Origin of the sequence: Alterotamlana spongicola, from assembly GCF_035818475.1 — a bacterium.
GTDB lineage: Bacteria > Bacteroidota > Bacteroidia > Flavobacteriales > Flavobacteriaceae > Cognatitamlana.
Window position 1 is genome coordinate 2,029,954 of record NZ_JAYMGV010000001.1, and the last position, 17,499, is coordinate 2,047,452.

General features: G+C 34.9%; 15 protein-coding genes. 7 read left to right on the forward strand and 8 right to left on the reverse strand.

Annotated features, from left to right (window positions below):
• The first annotated feature begins 18 nt into the window (after positions 1 to 18).
• The 5 genes from VOI54_RS08725 (at position 19) to VOI54_RS08745 (ending at position 4,539) form a co-directional block, all read left to right on the forward strand.
• A complete protein-coding gene (locus VOI54_RS08725) occupies positions 19 to 1,329 on the forward strand; it encodes a thioredoxin family protein (protein WP_326282349.1) in 1,311 nt (436 codons plus the stop codon).
• Between the two features lie 18 nt (positions 1,330 to 1,347).
• On the forward strand, positions 1,348 to 2,496 hold the full coding sequence (locus tag VOI54_RS08730) for a redoxin domain-containing protein (RefSeq protein WP_326282350.1): 1,149 nt from the start codon (positions 1,348 to 1,350) through the stop codon (positions 2,494 to 2,496).
• A 185-nt stretch (positions 2,497 to 2,681) separates the two neighbouring features.
• Positions 2,682 to 3,539: a zinc-dependent peptidase gene (locus tag VOI54_RS08735; protein ID WP_326282351.1), complete on the forward strand. Its 858-nt coding sequence runs from the start codon at positions 2,682 to 2,684 to the stop codon at positions 3,537 to 3,539.
• 80 nt (positions 3,540 to 3,619) lie between these two features.
• On the forward strand, positions 3,620 to 4,042 hold the full coding sequence (locus tag VOI54_RS08740) for a CBS domain-containing protein (protein WP_326282352.1): 423 nt from the start codon (positions 3,620 to 3,622) through the stop codon (positions 4,040 to 4,042).
• A 77-nt stretch (positions 4,043 to 4,119) separates the two neighbouring features.
• Entirely contained in the window at positions 4,120 to 4,539 is a 420-nt protein-coding gene (locus VOI54_RS08745) for a CBS domain-containing protein (protein ID WP_326282353.1), read from the forward strand.
• Here VOI54_RS08745 and rpe read toward each other — a convergent pair.
• The 5 genes from rpe to hutH form a co-directional block, all read right to left on the reverse strand.
• Positions 4,536 to 5,198, reverse strand: coding sequence for a ribulose-phosphate 3-epimerase (rpe, locus tag VOI54_RS08750; RefSeq protein WP_326282354.1), 663 nt, complete (start codon positions 5,196 to 5,198; stop codon positions 4,536 to 4,538). The two genes, VOI54_RS08745 and rpe, sit on opposite strands and share 4 nt — an antisense overlap.
• Positions 5,199 to 5,360: 162 nt before the next feature.
• A complete protein-coding gene (locus VOI54_RS08755; RefSeq protein WP_019387909.1) occupies positions 5,361 to 6,224 on the reverse strand; it encodes a sigma-70 family RNA polymerase sigma factor in 864 nt (287 codons plus the stop codon).
• 216 nt (positions 6,225 to 6,440) lie between these two features.
• On the reverse strand, positions 6,441 to 7,700 hold the full coding sequence (hutI, locus tag VOI54_RS08760) for an imidazolonepropionase (RefSeq protein WP_326282356.1): 1,260 nt from the start codon (positions 7,698 to 7,700) through the stop codon (positions 6,441 to 6,443).
• Complete coding sequence (gene hutU, locus VOI54_RS08765) at positions 7,700 to 9,697, reverse strand: urocanate hydratase (protein ID WP_326282358.1); 1,998 nt, start codon at positions 9,695 to 9,697, stop codon at positions 7,700 to 7,702. Before hutU ends, hutI begins: the two co-directional genes overlap by 1 nt.
• Positions 9,698 to 9,702: 5 nt before the next feature.
• Positions 9,703 to 11,196, reverse strand: coding sequence for a histidine ammonia-lyase (hutH, locus tag VOI54_RS08770; RefSeq protein ID WP_326282359.1), 1,494 nt, complete (start codon positions 11,194 to 11,196; stop codon positions 9,703 to 9,705).
• An 81-nt stretch (positions 11,197 to 11,277) separates the two neighbouring features.
• Here hutH and VOI54_RS08775 point away from each other — a divergent pair, with 81 nt between their 5' ends.
• Positions 11,278 to 12,156: a LysR family transcriptional regulator gene (locus VOI54_RS08775; protein ID WP_326282360.1), complete on the forward strand. Its 879-nt coding sequence runs from the start codon at positions 11,278 to 11,280 to the stop codon at positions 12,154 to 12,156.
• A 94-nt stretch (positions 12,157 to 12,250) separates the two neighbouring features.
• Here the strand turns inward: VOI54_RS08775 and VOI54_RS08780 are convergent, their stop codons facing one another.
• The gene (locus VOI54_RS08780) at positions 12,251 to 14,518 is read right to left on the reverse strand and encodes a polyribonucleotide nucleotidyltransferase (RefSeq protein ID WP_326282361.1); all 2,268 of its coding nucleotides are present in this window, start codon (positions 14,516 to 14,518) and stop codon (positions 12,251 to 12,253) included.
• Positions 14,519 to 14,855: 337 nt separating this feature from the next.
• On the reverse strand, positions 14,856 to 15,125 hold the full coding sequence (rpsO, locus tag VOI54_RS08785; RefSeq protein ID WP_326283147.1) for a 30S ribosomal protein S15: 270 nt from the start codon (positions 15,123 to 15,125) through the stop codon (positions 14,856 to 14,858).
• Between the two features lie 332 nt (positions 15,126 to 15,457).
• Between rpsO and VOI54_RS08790 the strand changes: the two genes are divergently transcribed.
• On the forward strand, positions 15,458 to 16,402 hold the full coding sequence (locus VOI54_RS08790; protein ID WP_326282362.1) for a T9SS type A sorting domain-containing protein: 945 nt from the start codon (positions 15,458 to 15,460) through the stop codon (positions 16,400 to 16,402).
• A 72-nt stretch (positions 16,403 to 16,474) separates the two neighbouring features.
• Here VOI54_RS08790 and accD read toward each other — a convergent pair whose 3' ends face one another.
• Positions 16,475 to 17,332 carry an acetyl-CoA carboxylase, carboxyltransferase subunit beta gene (accD, locus tag VOI54_RS08795; protein WP_326282364.1) on the reverse strand — a complete coding sequence of 286 codons (858 nt, stop codon included), beginning with the start codon at positions 17,330 to 17,332 and terminating at the stop codon, positions 16,475 to 16,477.
• Positions 17,333 to 17,499 lie beyond the last annotated feature (167 nt).

Genomic DNA, 17,499 nt, shown 5'->3' on the forward strand with positions numbered 1-17,499 from the left:
AATTAAAACAAAATAATTATGAAATATAGTATAAAACAATTAACATTTGTGGTATCCGTTGTCTTGTTATCGTTCATTAATATGTTTGGCCAGGGCATTAATTTTCAAAAAGGAGCATTAGATGATATTCTAGACAAAGCCAGAGAGGAAAATAAACTAGTATTTATTGATGTATACACCACTTGGTGTGGGCCATGTAAGCAAATGGATAAACATATTTTTCCATTAGAAGAAGTTGGAACATTTTATAATGACAATTTTATCAATTATAAATTGGATGCTGAAAATCCGGAATTCAACGGACCGGAATTGGCAAAAAAATATGAAGTGGAAGGCTATCCAACCTATTTGTTTATAGATAGTACGGGGAATTTGGTTTCAAAAACTTCCGGAGCTATGGATAAAGATGTTTTCATTAAAGCAGGAAGACAAGCACAAGGAGAAGATTTGCTCTCAGAATATCAGGCCTTAGTGAACCGGTTTAATAATGGAGACCATTCAGAAAAAAACATAAAAGCACTGGTATACAGCAGCCAGGATGTTATGGGATTAATAGAAGATCAGAAAGAACAAGCTAAGGCTTATCAGCTATTTGATGAAATTCTAAAACTATATATGAATAAGAGGCCCGAGACGTTTGTAAATGCTCAGGATTTCAAATTAATTAGCAGCCAATCCGTGTATTATTCACAAAAACTATTTAGAGGGCATGCATTGACAGAATATATTATTGATCATTATGATGATTTCAAGAACGTAGTTTCAAACGAAGAGGAACTGGGGACATTCCTCATGTACATGAATTATTTTGGAATTCAAAATGAAGCTACGGCCGGTAATAACGAAAAATATAAGGAATATATAAAGGATATAACAGGCAAACTTAAAAACGCCTATGACTTTAATGATGAAAGCAAGCTTCCGGCAGTTGAGTTTTTAACAGCTTTTGGTGATTCAGAATATGCCATCAGTCAGAAAGATTATGACACCTATCTGGGAAAGTATCAGGACATATTGGATTTAAAAAAACCTGAAGAATTAGGGGCCATAGACTATTTAATGCCTGCTAGAAGAATTATAGATCAAGGTAAAGGAACACCTACCAAAGCACAATTAGAAAAGTGTATAAAGTTCAATGACATAGCGTATACCAAGTATATTAATGCGTATGTAGTCACAGACTATGGTCTGTTAATGGCTAAATTGGGAAATAAGGACAAAGCTAAAGCGTATTATGAAGAGGCTCTTGGCATGTTTAAAGAAATGGGAGAAAGAGGAGATGTGATGGTAGATCGCTTTAAAAAAGAAATGCTGGAATTAGGCTTATAATAATTTAATAATCAGACAATGAAAATAATATTTAGAACATTAGTAATAGCTTTTCTTGTTATTTCTATAGCAAGCTGTAAATCAAAAAAAAAAGAAGCAAAGCATGATGGATTCTATGTTTCGGGAAAAATTATTGGCTTGGATAATGGTACTATTGTTTCCCAAAAAGATACAATAGCATTAAAAGACGGCGCATTTACTTTTAAGGGGAAGCTGGAAGGAGCTACTAACAGATACTTCAGAATTAATGACAAGTATAGCTTTGGTCTTGTACTTGCAAATGAAACGTTTAATGTTACTGTTGATGTCAATAAAGCTAGTGAAAGAGGAAATATTAGTGATATAGAAGTTGTTGGTTCAGCAATTAATGATGAGCTTAAGAACATAGAAAATTATTTGAAAAACATCCCGGAATCTAAAAAATTAAGTGCACTTTTTGAGCTCAGTAAAACTTTAGAAAAGGGCACTGATACCTACAAAAAAAACTATGAAGCGCTTTCAGAAGCCAGAGAAGCTGTAAGAAAAGTGAGGACTGTATATATTAAAGATTACGCTTTAAATAATCCGGGATCAGTGATTGCTGCTTTTTATATGCGCATGCAGGCCAATGAGGTAGATCAAACCTTTGAAGAGTTTGAAAAGATAGTTGAAGGGTTTACAGATGAGGTGAAAAAGTCAAGCTTTTATAAGCCTTTAAAGGATGAGTTGGAAGGGTTGCGAAGAACAGCAGTAGGAGAGATAGCTCCGGACTTTACACTAAAAACTGATAAAGGAGAAGATTTTACCCTATCCAGTTTACGCGGAGAAAAAATTGTTTTGGTAGATTTTTGGGCCTCATGGTGTGTGCCGTGCAGAAAATCCTATCCGCATTTAAAAGAAGTATATAAGCAGTATAAAGATAAAGGCTTTGAAGTTGTAGCTGTAACCAATGATACGGATCATGATCAATGGAAAAATGCTATTGCAGAGGACGGTCTGGAATGGATACAGGTCGCTGATGTTTTTCCACCAAGAGATGGAGAACCACCGTTTACGGCAAAAGTGATTACTGCCTATGCAGCACCATATTTACCGTCTACATACCTTTTAGATAAAGAAGGACGGATTTTGGCAAAGCATTTGCACGGAGAGGTGCTCGACAGAAAATTAGAAGAAATATTTAAATAAAGAAAACGGTTTGTTTAAAATTAATTGCGCATAAAAAGGAACCTGTTGGTAGCTGTAATTGATTTTAAGAAAAGTAGTATAATAATACCCCTAAATCTGATAGGTTCAATGATTAGAAAATGAGTAAAGAAAAGGTTTTTTAATTCAAGTATAAGTTCGTTTATTTATCACTGTAATTTTTTGAGATGAGAGCAGTTGTTTTTTTTATAATTACAGAGACTAACTTAGCAAGTCAGATTATATTGGGGTGTTGTTTTGCAGCCTTGTTTTATTTGATTCTTCATTTTGCTATTAGAATGCTGGAGATGGGCTATGTATTGAGGTTTATGAAACCCTGGTATACCCATTTTTATTTTTTTCGAAGAAAACTATCAAAACCTCAAAAACGTATTTTGGAACAAAACTTTGCCTTTTACAACAGGTTAAATAAAAAGTACAAAGGTTATTTTGAGCATCGGGTAGCATCATTTATGAAGGATAAGGATTTTATTGGAAGAGGAGGTTTTACTGTAACTGATGAGGTTAAAATACTAATATCTGCTACAGCGGTAATGCTGACATTTGGTTTTAGAGATTATTACATTGGCATAATTTCAAAAATTGTTATTTATCCAGAAGTATTTTATTCCAATATAAATAGAGCGCATCATAAAGGCGAGTTCAACCCTAAGTTAAAGGCTTTGGTATTAAGCTGGGATGATTTTAAAACAGGCTTGGCCATTGATAATGATAACCTGAATTTAGGAATTCATGAATTTACTCACGCTATTCATCTTAATAGTATGAAAGAACGGGATATAAGCTCTACTATATTTAATGATTCTTTCAAACAATTAACAGAGCTTTTGCAAAGTAAACCGGATTTAAGAGAAAGATTAATACAATCTGATTATTTTAGAAAATATGCTTTTACCAATCAGTTTGAATTTTTGGCCGTTATTATGGAAACTTTTATTGAAACCCCTCAGGAGTTTAAAGTTAATTTTCCGGAAATTTACAGTAAAACAAAGCAAATGCTAAACTTCAATTTTTCCGGCTATTAAGAGGTTGTATGATTTTTATCATAATTTTTCAGAAATGAATTCAATAATTTTAGTGATAACTAAACATAAAACTGAATGTTATGATACGAAAAGCACCAGTTTCAATGATAATGACTACGCCGGTTATTACATTACAAAAGGACGATAATTTAGAAACCGCAGAACAATTATTCAAGCAACATCGTATAAGGCATATTCCGGTAGTTGAAGGCAATGTTGTTATTGGGATGTTAAGCTATACTGATTTATTAAGGCTTAGTTTTGGAGATATAACCGGAAGCGACTTTGATGATGCTTCAGAGGTTATGGTTTATAATATGTTTACCATAGGCCAGGTTATGAATAGAAATATAGTGTCTGTGTCATTATCGGACTCCATTAAAGACGTTGCCGAAATATTGGCATCAAAAGAATTTCATGCATTACCTGTGGTTAATAATAATACGCTTGTTGGGATTGTTACTACCACAGATCTTATAAAGTATTTATTAAAACAGTTTTAATAAATATAATAACCTGTGAGTAGCATATTTAGCCAGACAGATAAATCACCATTCTATTCACCTAAATTTTCAATATCATGAGACCAAATATTCCCGTATCGGCTATAATGGCAAAGCATATTATTGCATTAACAAGATCAGATGATTTAGAAAAAGCCGAGGTATTGTTTAACAGGCATAAAATTAAACATATGCCTGTAGTTTCAGGCGAAACCATAATTGGCATGTTAAGCTACACCGATTTAATGCGCATTAGTTTTGCTGAAACAGCATCTGAAGAAGAACATAACGTTGAGTCTGTAGTTTATAATATGTTTTCTATTGAACAGGTTATGGTTAAAGATGTTGTGACCATTTGTAGCAATACAACCGTAAAGGAGGCCACTAGAATTCTGGTAGAACGTGAATTTCATGCTTTACCAGTAGTTGATAATGGTGCTTTGGTTGGAATGGTAACTACAACAGACTTACTTAATTATTATATAAAAGAGTTTTAAGAATTAGCAAGTGCTTTTAATTCCTTAATAGTTGAGGTTTGATCCTCGCTTTTAAAAACATGACTTCCGGCTACAAATACGTCAGCTCCGGCATCAGCTAGCTTTTTTATATTTTTATCAGTAACGCCTCCATCAATTTCAATATGTGTTTTTAAACCCTGATCAACTATCATTTTACGAAGTTTTTTAACACGATTATAGGTAATGTATTCAAATTTTTGTCCACCAAAACCAGGGTTTATAGACATGAGCAAAACCATAAAGCATTCTGGTAAAATATCTTCTAATACAGATACGGGAGTTGTTAGGTTAAGCACTATCCCCGCTTTACACCCCGCTGCTTTGATCTGGCGAAGTGTTCTATGCAGATGAACTGTAGATTCATAATGCACCGTTATTATATCTGCCCCAATTTTGGCAAAATCTTCAATATAACGTTCTGGTTTTTCGATCATTAAATGCACATCAAGTGGTTTGGTAGCGTGCTTTTTAATAGCTTGAATTACTGGCATACCATAAGATATATTAGGAACAAAATGTCCGTCCATAACATCAATATGAAACCAGTCGGCATCACTATTATTAACCATTTCAGTATCACGTTGTAAATTACCAAAATCTGCAGCAAGCATTGATGGTGCAATTAATTTAGAGCTCATATTATGAATGTATGTATTTAAATTTCTGCAAATATAGAAAAGTCTTTATATAAGAAAGAATAAACCCCCGGTAATCAGCCGGGGGTTCTTTCATCAATCAAAAAACGAACAGTTATGTGTAACTGTTTGTTACTGTAATTTAGTCGTAATACAATACAATTACTATCCTAAATATGTTTTCAATATTTTACTTCTAGAAGTATGCTTTAATCTTCTAATAGCTTTTTCTTTTATCTGTCTAACACGCTCACGGGTTAAGTCGAACGTTTCTCCAATTTCTTCTAATGTCATTGGGTGTTGGTTTCCTAAACCAAAATATAAACGAATAACATCTGCTTCACGAGGTGTTAATGTTTCAAGTGCACGTTCAATCTCAGTACGCAAAGATTCGTGTAATAACTCTTTATCAGGGTTAGGCGATTCTCCACTATTTAATACATCATATAGGTTAGAGTCTTCCCCTTCAACTAAAGGAGCATCCATACTTACATGACGCCCTGAATTTTTCATGGATTCTTTAACATCATTGATGGTCATATCCAACTCTTTTGCAATTTCTTCTGCAGAAGGTGGGCGCTCATGACTTTGCTCTAAAAAGGCAAATGTTTTATTAATTTTATTTATAGAACCAATTTTGTTCAAAGGTAAGCGTACAATACGAGATTGTTCAGCCAATGCCTGTAATATGGATTGTCTAATCCACCAAACAGCATAAGAAATGAACTTAAAACCACGTGTTTCATCAAAACGTTGAGCCGCTTTGATCAAACCTAAATTACCTTCATTAATTAAATCAGGTAAGGTTAAACCCTGGTTTTGGTATTGCTTAGCTACCGATACAACGAAACGTAAGTTAGCCTTTGTCAATTTTTCTAAAGCTATTTGATCTCCAGCTTTAATACGTTGTGCTAATTCTACTTCTTCGTCTGCAGTAATTAAATCAACCTTTCCAATTTCCTGCAAGTATTTATCTAACGAAGCGGTTTCTCTATTGGTTACCTGCTTCGTAATTTTAAGTTGTCTCATCTAATATTCTCCTGTAATTTAATTGTGAATAAAATAGGCCGTTCAATAGTTATACGTATTATTTGAAATTAATGTTACAAAAAGATTAATGTTTTTTTCACCTTTATTATATATGACACAATAAATAACAAAAAGTCACTTTTTTATTATTAATTTATAAAAATCCAAAAAACTTAACCTAATCAGTTAGACTTTGTTTTAAGAATAAGGTTTAATTCATTTATTGTTAATTGGTTTATGGCAAACGTTTTGCCCCTTAATAAAAACCGTGTCAATCTGATTACTACCAAAAGAATAAGGAATAACGCCGTAAGAATGCAAAGGCTTAGTTAGAATTAGGTTAGCCAGTTTTCCTTTAGAAATACTACCAACTTTATTTTCTAATCCCATAGCATATGCGCCATTTATGGTTGCGGCATTAATAGCTTCTTCTGGGGTCATTTTCATTTTTACACAAGCTGTTGAAACCACAAAGTTCATATTACCGGAAGGTGCAGACCCGGGGTTAAAATCTGTTGCCAGAGCTAAAGGTAATCCGGCATCAATTATTTTACGAGCCGGTGTATAAGGAATACTTAAAAAATAAGAGCACCCCGGTAAGGCTACAGGCATAGTTTTAGTACCTCTTAAAACCTCAATGTCTTCATCCCGCATTTCTTCTAAATGATCTACTGAAAGAGCTTTATAGTTCACACCCGCCTGAACACCACCAATAGCAGTAAATTGATTGACATGAATCTTTGGAATTAATCCATGTTCTTTTCCTGCTTTCATAATAAGTTCAGTGTCTTCAACAGAAAAATAACCCGTTTCACAAAACACATCTATGTATTCAGCTAATTTTTCGTTGGAAATTTTAGGCAGGATATCTTCAATTAGCATTTTAAGATAACCGTCCTTATTACCTTGATATGCTTTAGGAAGTGCATGTGCTCCTAAAAAAGTTGCCTTAATTTCAATAGAATGATTTTCTTTAAGTTGTTTTATAACCCGGAGCATTTTTAATTCAGATGTTTCAGTCAGTCCATACCCGGATTTTATCTCCACGGCTCCTGTTCCTAACCTGATAATTTCTTCCAGTCTAATTTTGCTCTGGTCATATAGATCAGTTTCAGAAGTATCTTGTAGCGTTTTGGCCGAATTTAAAATACCGCCGCCTCTGTTTGCAATTTCTTCATAAGATAACCCGTTTATCCTGTCCACAAATTCACCTTCCCGATTTCCCGCATAAACAATGTGTGTATGAGAATCACACCAGGCTGGTAAAATCATTTTTCCGGTAGCATCAATAACCTCTGAAAAGTTATCCTGAGGGCAAGAGCTCATAGGTCCATAATCTTTGATCAAATCACTTTCAACAACTAAAAAAGCATTTTTTATAGTTGGTAAAACGCTCATTGCCTTTCCGGATACAAAAGATATTGGCTCGGATCTTACTTGTATTAATTCTTTGATATTTTTAAATAGTATTGCCATTAAAATAGATTATTTAAAATATGATCTTCGACTAAATTGGGTAAAGTTACTTTTAAATTAGGAGTTCTTTCCATTTCGCGCTTAATAGCAAATATAGCTTCATCATTTCTGGCCCAGCTTCTTCTGGCTATTCCATTGTTTACATCATAAAACAACATGTTTTTTAATCGGTCTTCTGCTTCTTTGGAGCCGTCTAATACCATTCCAAAACCACCATTCATGACTTCGCCCCAGCCAACGCCACCACCATTGTGAATAGATACCCAGGTAGCACCTCTAAAACTATCACCAATAACATTGTGAATTGCCATATCTGCAGTAAACTTACTGCCATCATAAATATTGGCGGTTTCTCTAAAGGGCGAATCTGTTCCGCTTACATCATGATGATCCCTGCCTAAAACTACAGGGCCAATTTCACCTTTGGCTATAGCATTATTAAAGGCCAGAGCTATTTTTGATCGTCCTTCAGCATCGGCATATAAAATTCTGGCTTGTGAGCCTACAACCATTTTATTCTTTTTAGCATCTTTAATCCATGTAATATTGTCTTGCATTTGCACTTGAATATCTTTAGGAGAATGCGCCATTATACCTTGTAAAACCTCTGCAGCAATGGCGTCTGTAGTATCCAGGTCTTCAGGCTTGCCCGAAGTACATACCCAACGAAATGGGCCAAAACCGTAATCAAAGCACATAGGGCCTAAAATATCCTGAACGTAAGATGGGTACTTAAAATCAATTCCGTTTTTTGCCATAATATCAGCTCCGGCTCTGGATGCCTCTAACAGGAAGGCATTGCCGTAATCAAAAAAGTAAGTCCCTTTTTGGGTGTGTTTATTTATGGCTGTGGCATGCCTTCGTAAAGATTCCTGAACTTTCTGTTTGAATATTTCCGGTTCCTCACGTATCAATCGGTTAGATTCTTCATAAGAAATACCCACAGGGTAATAGCCTCCTGTCCAAGGAATATGGAGTGAAGTTTGATCTGATCCCACATGAATAAAAATATCCTCCTCATCAAAATGTTCCCAAACTTCAACAATATTACCTATATAAGCAATAGAAACCACCTCCTTATTTTTTTGTGCCAGTTTTACTCTGGAAAGAAGGGCTTCCATATTATCAATTAAAACATCAACCCAGCCTTGCTCATGCCTTTTAATTGCGGCTTTAGGATTAACCTCTGCGGCAATTGTGATGCAACCGGCTATATTCCCTGCTTTGGGTTGAGCACCACTCATGCCCCCTAAACCGGCAGTTAAAAAGATCTTTCCGTTTGGGTTTTCATGGTTTTCTAAAATTTTTCTAAAGGCATTCATTACGGTTATAGTAGTGCCATGTACTATGCCTTGTGGACCAATATACATGAATGACCCTGCTGTCATTTGACCATATTGTGTGACTCCAAGTGCGTTAAATTTCTCCCAGTCATCAGGCTTTGAATAATTAGGGATCATCATGCCGTTAGTTACTACAACTCTTGGTGCATTTTTAGAGGATGGAAATAGTCCCATAGGGTGCCCAGAATATATATGTAATGTTTGTTCATTGGTCATGGTTGCCAAATACTGTACTACCAAGAGGTATTGAGCCCAATTTTGAAACACGGCACCATTACCGCCATAAGTTATCAATTCTTCGGGGTGTTGAGCAACAGCCGGGTCTAGGTTATTTTGAATCATTAACATGATTGCTGCTGCCTGAACGGACTTTGACGGATAATCAGAAATAGGTCTTGCATACATTTTGTATTCAGGTTTAAACCTGTACATATAGATTCTTCCGTATGCTTTCAGTTCGTATGCAAATTCAGGGGCTAATTCTTTATGCCATTCAACAGGAAAATAGCGTAAAGCATTTTTAATAGCCAGTTGTTTCTCTTCAATAGTTAAGATGTCTTTTCTTTTTGGAGCTCTATTAACGCCTATTGGATATGCTCTTTTAGAAGGTAATGTGTTTGGAATTCCTTGTAATATTTGTTCTTTAAAGGTCATAATGGCTATCTTAAATTGAACGCTTGATTTTTTACTAATGCTATCATTTTATCTATATCGGCTTTTAAAGCTCTGTCTTCTTCCAACTTTGGTACTTGTTTTCTAATGATTTTGAAATTATCTTCAATAATATCTGAAAAAGTATTTGGCCTTCTAAATTCTAAAGCTTGTGCTGCATACATGAGCTCTATGGCTAGTATTTTTTCCAGATTCTCTAAAATTTGATTGAATTTCCTTCCGGAAATACTTCCCATAGAGACATGATCTTCCTGCCCTAAAGAGGTTGGAATACTATCTGCTGAAGGAGGGAAGCACAAAGATTTGTTCTCTGTTACCAGCGCTGCTGTTGTATATTGAGGAATCATGAATCCGGAATTCAAACCGCCTCCAGTAGTGAGTAATCGAGGCAACCCAAACTTTCCTTCAAGTAATAGATAGCAGCGTCTGTCTGAAATGTTTCCTAATTCTGCTGCTGCTATGGAACCATAATCTAATGCCATTGCTAAGGGTTGTCCATGAAAATTTCCTCCGGAAATAGCTTCTGTTTCACTTAAAACTATAGGATTGTCTGTTACCGAATTCATTTCAATTTCGGCTAATTCTTTTAAATGATAATATGCATTTCTTGATGCACCGTGTACCTGGGGGATACAACGCATAGAATAGGGATCTTGTACCCGTTCACAATTTTCGTGGGCAACTACATTCTGTGACCTGTAGAGTAGCATAAACATGCGTTCAGCTACTTCAATCGTACCTTTAAACGGACGTATTTTATGGAGTTCGTTTTTAAAAGGTGAAAAACTACCCTGATAGCCTTCAATACTCATAGCTCCGGCAACATCAGCCAAATCTAACAGGTATTCCATTTTACTTAAGCCAGCTATAGTATGGGCCAGAATAAATTGTGTGCCGTTTATTAATCCAAGACCTTCTTTGGCTTGGAGTTCAATAGGTTTTATATCTTGTTCTTTCAAAACAGTTTTAGCTGGCTGAATGTTATCTCCAATCCAAAATTCGCCTTCGCCAAGCAAAGGTAAAAATAAGTGGGATAAAGGTGCTAAATCGCCAGAAGCCCCTACAGAACCTTGCTCTGGTACCACAGGAATTAAATCGTTTTCAATAAATAAAAGAATGCGTTCTATGAGCTCTAAACGCACTCCTGAATATCCCTGGCATAATGCATGAACTTTACAAACCATCATGATTTTTGATAGTTGTTTGTCAATTGGGTTTCCTACACCAACGGCATGGGTTATTAATAAATTTTCCTGTAATTTATTAGTTTCTTCGGGTGTAATTTGAACATCACATAAAGGGCCAAAACCTGTATTAATGCCATAAACTGCTTTATTGCCATTAGCAATAGTCTCCACTTTTTTTCTACACGCTATCACTTTTTCTTTAGCTTCATCAGTGATTTTGGCTTTTAATGAGCCATTGGCTATGCGTAATACTTTATCAATTGTGAGTTTGTCTATTCCGTATTTAAAGATCATTTTAACGCTTATTTTACTTTGTTCAAAGTTATTCTTATTTTTGATGCTTTAAAAGATCATTTGTGTTAAGTATTGATAACTATGAGTAATCAATTAGAAATAAGACATATTAAATATTTTTTGGCTGTGGCCGAAGAACTGCACTTTAGAAGAGCGGCTGATAGGCTGTATATCTCGCAGCCCGGATTAAGCAGGCAGATTAAGCAAATGGAAGACGATTTAGGAGTAGTGCTTTTTGAACGCCATAATAGAAAAGTAGAACTCACCAAGGCAGGGCAATATTTGCAAAACGAGCTAACCAAAAACCTGAAGCATTTAGATCATATATTTAGTCATGCCAAATTATTAAATAATGGACTGGGTGGCCATTTGAAATTAGGCTATGTTGGATCTGCTATGAATAAAATAATTCCGGATTTATTGTTAAAATTCAAAAAATCAAATAGTGATATTTTATTTTCTTTAAAAGAAATGGATAATCAAAAACAGATTGATAGCCTGATCTCACACGATATAGATTTAGGTTTTGTTAGGTTAGAACGGGTTCCTAGAGGAATTGCCCTTAAGCCCATTTTAAAGGAACCTTTTTGTCTGGTGCTTCCTAAACAACATCCTTTAGACCGTTCAAATTTTGAAGGTATTGAGCAATTGAAGGAGGAATCATTCATACTATTTGATAAAGAATATAGCTCTAGTTATTATGAAAAAGTAATGCAAATTTTTGATGATGGTGGGTTTGCTCCCAATATCTCTCACAATACTATTCATGCCGGTTCCATATATAATTTGGTGGAAAATAATTTTGGAGTGTCCATTGTACCTAAATCATTAAAGCCAAAACATAATAAAAATATAAAGTTTATAGACTTACTCCATATATCACAACGAACAATTTTGTCTGCTGTTTGGAATAAAGACATCAGGAATCCTGTGTTGGGAAGAATTTTGGAGTTTTTATAGTAGGATCTAGAACTTCACGTCCACATTAAATTTATTAGATAACAAAAAAGCTCATCAAATATTGATGAGCTTTTTTAATGAATTCTAAAGAAAATTAATCTTCTTTTTTATCTTCTCTAGGCCTTCTATCGTCTCTGCGATTATCCCTGTTACGGTTATCACGTCCACGATTATCACGACCTCTGTTGTTGTCACGACCATTGCGATTATTATCTCTTGGTGGTCTTGCTACGTAGCCTTCTGGTTTTGGTAAAATAGCTTTTCTGGATACTTTCTCTTTTCTAGTTCTAGAATCTATTCCAAAGTATTTCACATCAAAAACATCTCCCATGTTTACAACATCAGTTACATTTTCTGTGCGTTCCCAAGCTAATTCACTTACGTGCAATAATACTTCATTTCCAGGAGCTTCAACATACTCTACAACAGCACCAAAATCAAGCATCTTAATAACTTTTACTTCATAGATACTACCAACTTCAGGCTTAAACATCAAAGAATCTATCTTTGCAATAACGGCATCAATACCTTTACTACCAACACCTAAAATTTCAACAATACCTTCTTCAGTAACAGGATCTTCATTAATAACAATAGTTGTCTCTGTTTCTTTTTGTAATTCCTGAATTACTTTTCCTCCAGGACCAATTAATGCACCAATAAATTCATTAGGGATACGTCTTGTAACCATTGTAGGTGCATGTTCTTTAACTTCAGCATTAGGAGCTTCAATCGTATCAGTAATCTTTTCTAAGATATGTAAGCGACCGTCACGAGCTTGTTTTAAAGCGTTCACCAAGATTTCATATGATAAACCTTTTACTTTAATATCCATTTGGCAAGCCGTAATACCATCAGCAGTACCAGTTACTTTAAAGTCCATGTCTCCTAAGTGATCCTCATCACCTAAAATATCGGAAAGTACAGCATATTTTCCAGAGTCAGCATCAGAAATTAATCCCATAGCAATACCAGAAACCGGTTTCTTTAATTGTACACCAGCATCCATCATAGCCATAGTTCCTGCACAAACTGTTGCCATAGATGATGAACCGTTAGATTCTAGAATCTCAGAAACAACACGTACAGTATAAGGGCAATCTTCAGGAACCATACCTTTTAAAGCACGTTGCGCTAAGTTACCATGTCCTACTTCACGACGAGATGTTCCGCGAATTGGTCTTGCTTCACCTGTTGAGAAAGGAGGAAAGTTATAATGTAAATAGAAACGCTCTTCACCTTCATAAGAAGGCATATCTATTTGGTTTGCTTCTCTTGAAGTTCCTAAAGTAACTGTAGCCAAAGCTTGAGTTTCTCCACGAGTAAAGATTGAAGAACCATGAGTTGATGGTAAGTAATCCACCTCGCACCAAATAGGTCTGATATCAGTAGTTTTACGTCCGTCTAAACGTAAACCTTCATTTAAAGTTAAATCTCTAACAGCTGCTTTTTCAGCTTTACTGTAATATTTTGAAATTAATTCACCAAAATCCTCTTGCTCTTCTTCAGAAAAGCCAGCAACAATGTCTTCTTTAATTTCTGCAAAGGCAGCACCTCTTTCATGTTTAGAAGAACCTGCTTTTGCTACAGCATATACTTTGTCATATGCCATATTGTGAATTTTTTGAGCTAAATCCTCATCTTCACGTTCCGGCTCATATTCACGAGTTTCTTTTTTACCAAAAGCTTCAGCTAATTTAAGTTGTGCCGCACATTGTACTTTAATAGCTTCGTGAGCAAATTTAATAGCTTCGGTCATTTCTTCTTCAGAAATCTCATTCATTTCACCTTCAACCATCATTACAGAATCAGCAGAAGCACCAATCATCATATCAATGTCAGACTCTTCTAATTGAGCTCTTGTTGGATTGATTATGAATTCACCATTTACACGGCCAACTCTAGCTTCAGAAATAGCACATTCAAAAGGAAAATCTGATAACATGATTGCAGCAGAAGCGGCTAATCCTGCCATAGCATCAGGCATAACTTCATCATCATGAGACATTAACTGAATCATAACCTGAGTTTCACTATGATAATCTTTAGGGAATAACGGACGTAAAACGCGGTCTACTAAACGCATAGTTAAAACCTCTCCATCACTTGGTCTGGCTTCTCTTTTAAAGAAACCTCCGGGGTATCTACCCGCTGCAGCAAATTTTTCTCTGTAATCTACCGTTAATGGTAAAAAATCAACATCTGCTTGTTTGTAGTTGGAAACAACAGTACATAATAACATACAGTTTCCAGATTGCACAACAACGCTACCATGCGCTTGTTTTGCTAATTTTCCGGTTTCAATAGAAATCTCTCTACCGTCACCAAGGTCTATAACCTCTTTAAAAACTTGTGGAATCATAAATTTTTTCTTGTAATTCAAGCAAAAATGGGCTCAAATTATATTAAACAATGGTCGTTGTGTTGTGTAGTTGTTGTGTGATGACCAATGAAAAACTATAATTAGCTTCTTCTATTTTATGTCATTGTGAGTCACGCTTTTTTAGTGATGTGTAATCTATGCTTATTGAAAGATTGTCACCTTGTTACTTCTCGTAATGACACCGTAACGTATTTATTTTATTTGGGCGTTTCCCTATTGGGCCGGGCTTTCCCTACTCGCTCTTTACAAGGAGCTCAAACATACCGTTCAATCCCTAACGCAAAAACAAAAAAGAGGCTTAAAAAGCCTCTTTCTTTTATTTTCTTAATCCTAATTCTTTTACTATGGCACGATATCTTAAGATATCTTTCTTAGTTAAGTAATCTAGTAAAGCACGACGCTTACCTACCAGTTTTACTAGTGAACGCTCTGTATTGTAATCTTTACGATTGTTTTTTAAGTGTTCAGTTAAGTGATTAATTCTGTGCGTAAATAACGCAATTTGTCCCTCAGCAGAACCCGTGTCATTCTTTCCTTTACCGTGTTTTGCGAAGATCTCTTCTTTTACTTCTTTTGCTAAATACATGCTAATATTATTGTAAATGATTTTTATGTATACGAAAGCCTTTCTTTCGAGCGGCAAAGATAGTAATTTTTAACAATTTACAAGCAATTTAAGTAACTTGTTCAAATTCATTTGCTGAATTGCTTGAAATGTGTAGTTCCATGACACTTTTATTAGATTAGGCTGATAGCTTTCTCTTTAAATTAATACAATCTTAATATAAGTATAAAGCTATTTTAATGGTGTTTTATCGATAAAATTGTTTTTTTGTCGATATGAAAATTATTACATTTGTTGTCATGAAAACCCTAACCTTTATTACAATGAGAAAAAATTACCTCAAATTTTACATTATGCACTTACTTTTGATTAGTGCTTTTTCAAATCAGGCCCAAACTACCTTAGTAGATGGAGATATTGCATTTACAAGATATAATGCAGGTGATGATTCTTTTTCTTTTGTTTTCCTTACTGATGTGACAGCTTCAACAGAATTCTTTATTACAGATGAAGGATGGGATGGATCTGCATTCTATGGAAATGAAAGTACAATAAAGTTTGTTGTTAATACTAATATAGTGGCAGGAGAAGAATGTCATGTTACTACGAACACTTTAGGATATACTATGACATCAGGGAATAGCCCTATGAGTATAAGTAGTGTTGGGATATTTGACCCAAGCCTTGGAAATATGCTTGGTACGTTTGGTGATAATTTATTTGGGTACCAATCCAGTTCAAATATTATTGCTGGGATTAACGGTGATAATGGGATTTCAGGTTCACCAGGAAATGCGTGGTTTGCAAGTGCAAGTGCATCAACAAATGGTTCTATTTTGCCATCAGGGAAGACTAATGGGAGCAACGGTTTTCTTGGCCTTTTCCCAAATGGAGTTAACTCCGAAGTTGATAATGCCCGTTATAAAGCATCTGCAAATCATAATGATAGTAAAGCAGATCTTCTGGCAAGTTTGATGAATATAAATAATTGGGATTTTGATAATTCAACGGCCTATCCAGCCAGTTCAACTGTTTTTAATGTTTCTCCGGTTTTAAGTATTGAAAAAAAAGGTATGATCAAGAATTTTGAATTATTTCCAAACCCTGCTTCCGATTTTATAGAAATAAGCGGTTTGGAATTAGCTGAAAATCAATTTGAAATTTATAATACTTTAGGAGTAAAAGTTAAAGAAGGACGTTTGCTGAAAAATAAAAAGTTAAGTGTTGAAGGCTTAAAAGCCGGAATATACATCATTCGATTAAATAATAATCAAAATTTAAAATTTGTTAAAAAATAGGCTTAACGTAAAGCTAACACGCCGTAAAGTTTTAAACTTTACGGCGTGTTTATTTTATTAAGATGAAAAAACCTAAACTCTTAGTGGTTGGTTCAATATCAAATCAAGATATTGATTAACCCTGTTTTTTAGATCTCTACGTAAGGTGATAAAATCTAAAAACCCGTGTTCTAATAAAAACTCCGAAGTTTGAAAGCCTTCCGGTAATTCTTTTCCTGTGGTATCTCTTACAATACGTGGCCCTGCAAAACCAATTAAGGCCCCGGGTTCACTAATATTTATATCTCCCAACATGGCAAAAGAGGCTGTGGTTCCCCCAGTGGTTGGATCTGTACACAATGAAATATAAGGAATTTTAGCATCTGCTAATTGCGCTAATTTTACCGAGGTTTTTGCTAATTGCATTAATGATAAGGCGGCTTCCATCATACGTGCTCCCCCGGATTTTGAAATAACCATTAACGGAATATTATGCTTTAACGAATAATCTGCAGCTCGAGCTATTTTTTCTCCTACAACACTTCCCATTGAGCCACCAATAAAGGCAAAATCCATACATGCTACTACTAAATCTTTTCCCTTAGATTTACCAACCGCTGTTCTAACGGCATCTTTTAATTTGGTTTTTTCCTGAGCTGCTTTTAAACGCTCCGGGTATTTCTTGGTGTCTTCAAACTTTAAAGGGTCTTTAGACTCTAAGCTTTTATCTAATTCTTTAAATGTATTATCATCAAAAAGAATTTCAAAATATTCTTTACTGCCTATTCTTACATGGTAACCATCTTCCGGACTTACGTAGAAGTTTTTTTCTAATTCTTCTGTATCGACTATTTTACCTGTAGGAGATTTGTACCACAATCCTTTTGGAGTGTCCTTTTTCTCTTCGGTTTTAGTAGTAATTCCTTTTGTTTTTCTTTTAAACCAAGACATAATGATTTATTATTTTGTTATACCCCTTAAGGTGCTTTTTAAAACTAATGTGCAATTTAACCTTTTGCGTTAAGGATTGAGGCATTTGTTGGAGCTCTCCCAATTTTTATTGGGAAGCGACTGCCGAAAGCCTGACTACAAAATTAAACCTTTTTTTAATTTTGTAG

Coding starts and splice junctions, on each gene's coding strand:
- VOI54_RS08725 (WP_326282349.1), top strand. CDS start 19: ATGAAATATAGTATAAAACAATTAACATTTGTGGTATCCGTTGTCTTG.
- VOI54_RS08730 (WP_326282350.1), top strand. CDS start 1,348: ATGAAAATAATATTTAGAACATTAGTAATAGCTTTTCTTGTTATTTCT.
- VOI54_RS08735 (WP_326282351.1), top strand. CDS start 2,682: ATGAGAGCAGTTGTTTTTTTTATAATTACAGAGACTAACTTAGCAAGT.
- VOI54_RS08740 (WP_326282352.1), top strand. CDS start 3,620: ATGATACGAAAAGCACCAGTTTCAATGATAATGACTACGCCGGTTATT.
- VOI54_RS08745 (WP_326282353.1), top strand. CDS start 4,120: ATGAGACCAAATATTCCCGTATCGGCTATAATGGCAAAGCATATTATT.
- rpe (WP_326282354.1), bottom strand. CDS start 5,198: ATGAGCTCTAAATTAATTGCACCATCAATGCTTGCTGCAGATTTTGGT.
- VOI54_RS08755 (WP_019387909.1), bottom strand. CDS start 6,224: ATGAGACAACTTAAAATTACGAAGCAGGTAACCAATAGAGAAACCGCT.
- hutI (WP_326282356.1), bottom strand. CDS start 7,700: ATGGCAATACTATTTAAAAATATCAAAGAATTAATACAAGTAAGATCC.
- hutU (WP_326282358.1), bottom strand. CDS start 9,697: ATGACCTTTAAAGAACAAATATTACAAGGAATTCCAAACACATTACCT.
- hutH (WP_326282359.1), bottom strand. CDS start 11,196: ATGATCTTTAAATACGGAATAGACAAACTCACAATTGATAAAGTATTA.
- VOI54_RS08775 (WP_326282360.1), top strand. CDS start 11,278: ATGAGTAATCAATTAGAAATAAGACATATTAAATATTTTTTGGCTGTG.
- VOI54_RS08780 (WP_326282361.1), bottom strand. CDS start 14,518: ATGATTCCACAAGTTTTTAAAGAGGTTATAGACCTTGGTGACGGTAGA.
- rpsO (WP_326283147.1), bottom strand. CDS start 15,125: ATGTATTTAGCAAAAGAAGTAAAAGAAGAGATCTTCGCAAAACACGGT.
- VOI54_RS08790 (WP_326282362.1), top strand. CDS start 15,458: ATGCACTTACTTTTGATTAGTGCTTTTTCAAATCAGGCCCAAACTACC.
- accD (WP_326282364.1), bottom strand. CDS start 17,332: ATGTCTTGGTTTAAAAGAAAAACAAAAGGAATTACTACTAAAACCGAA.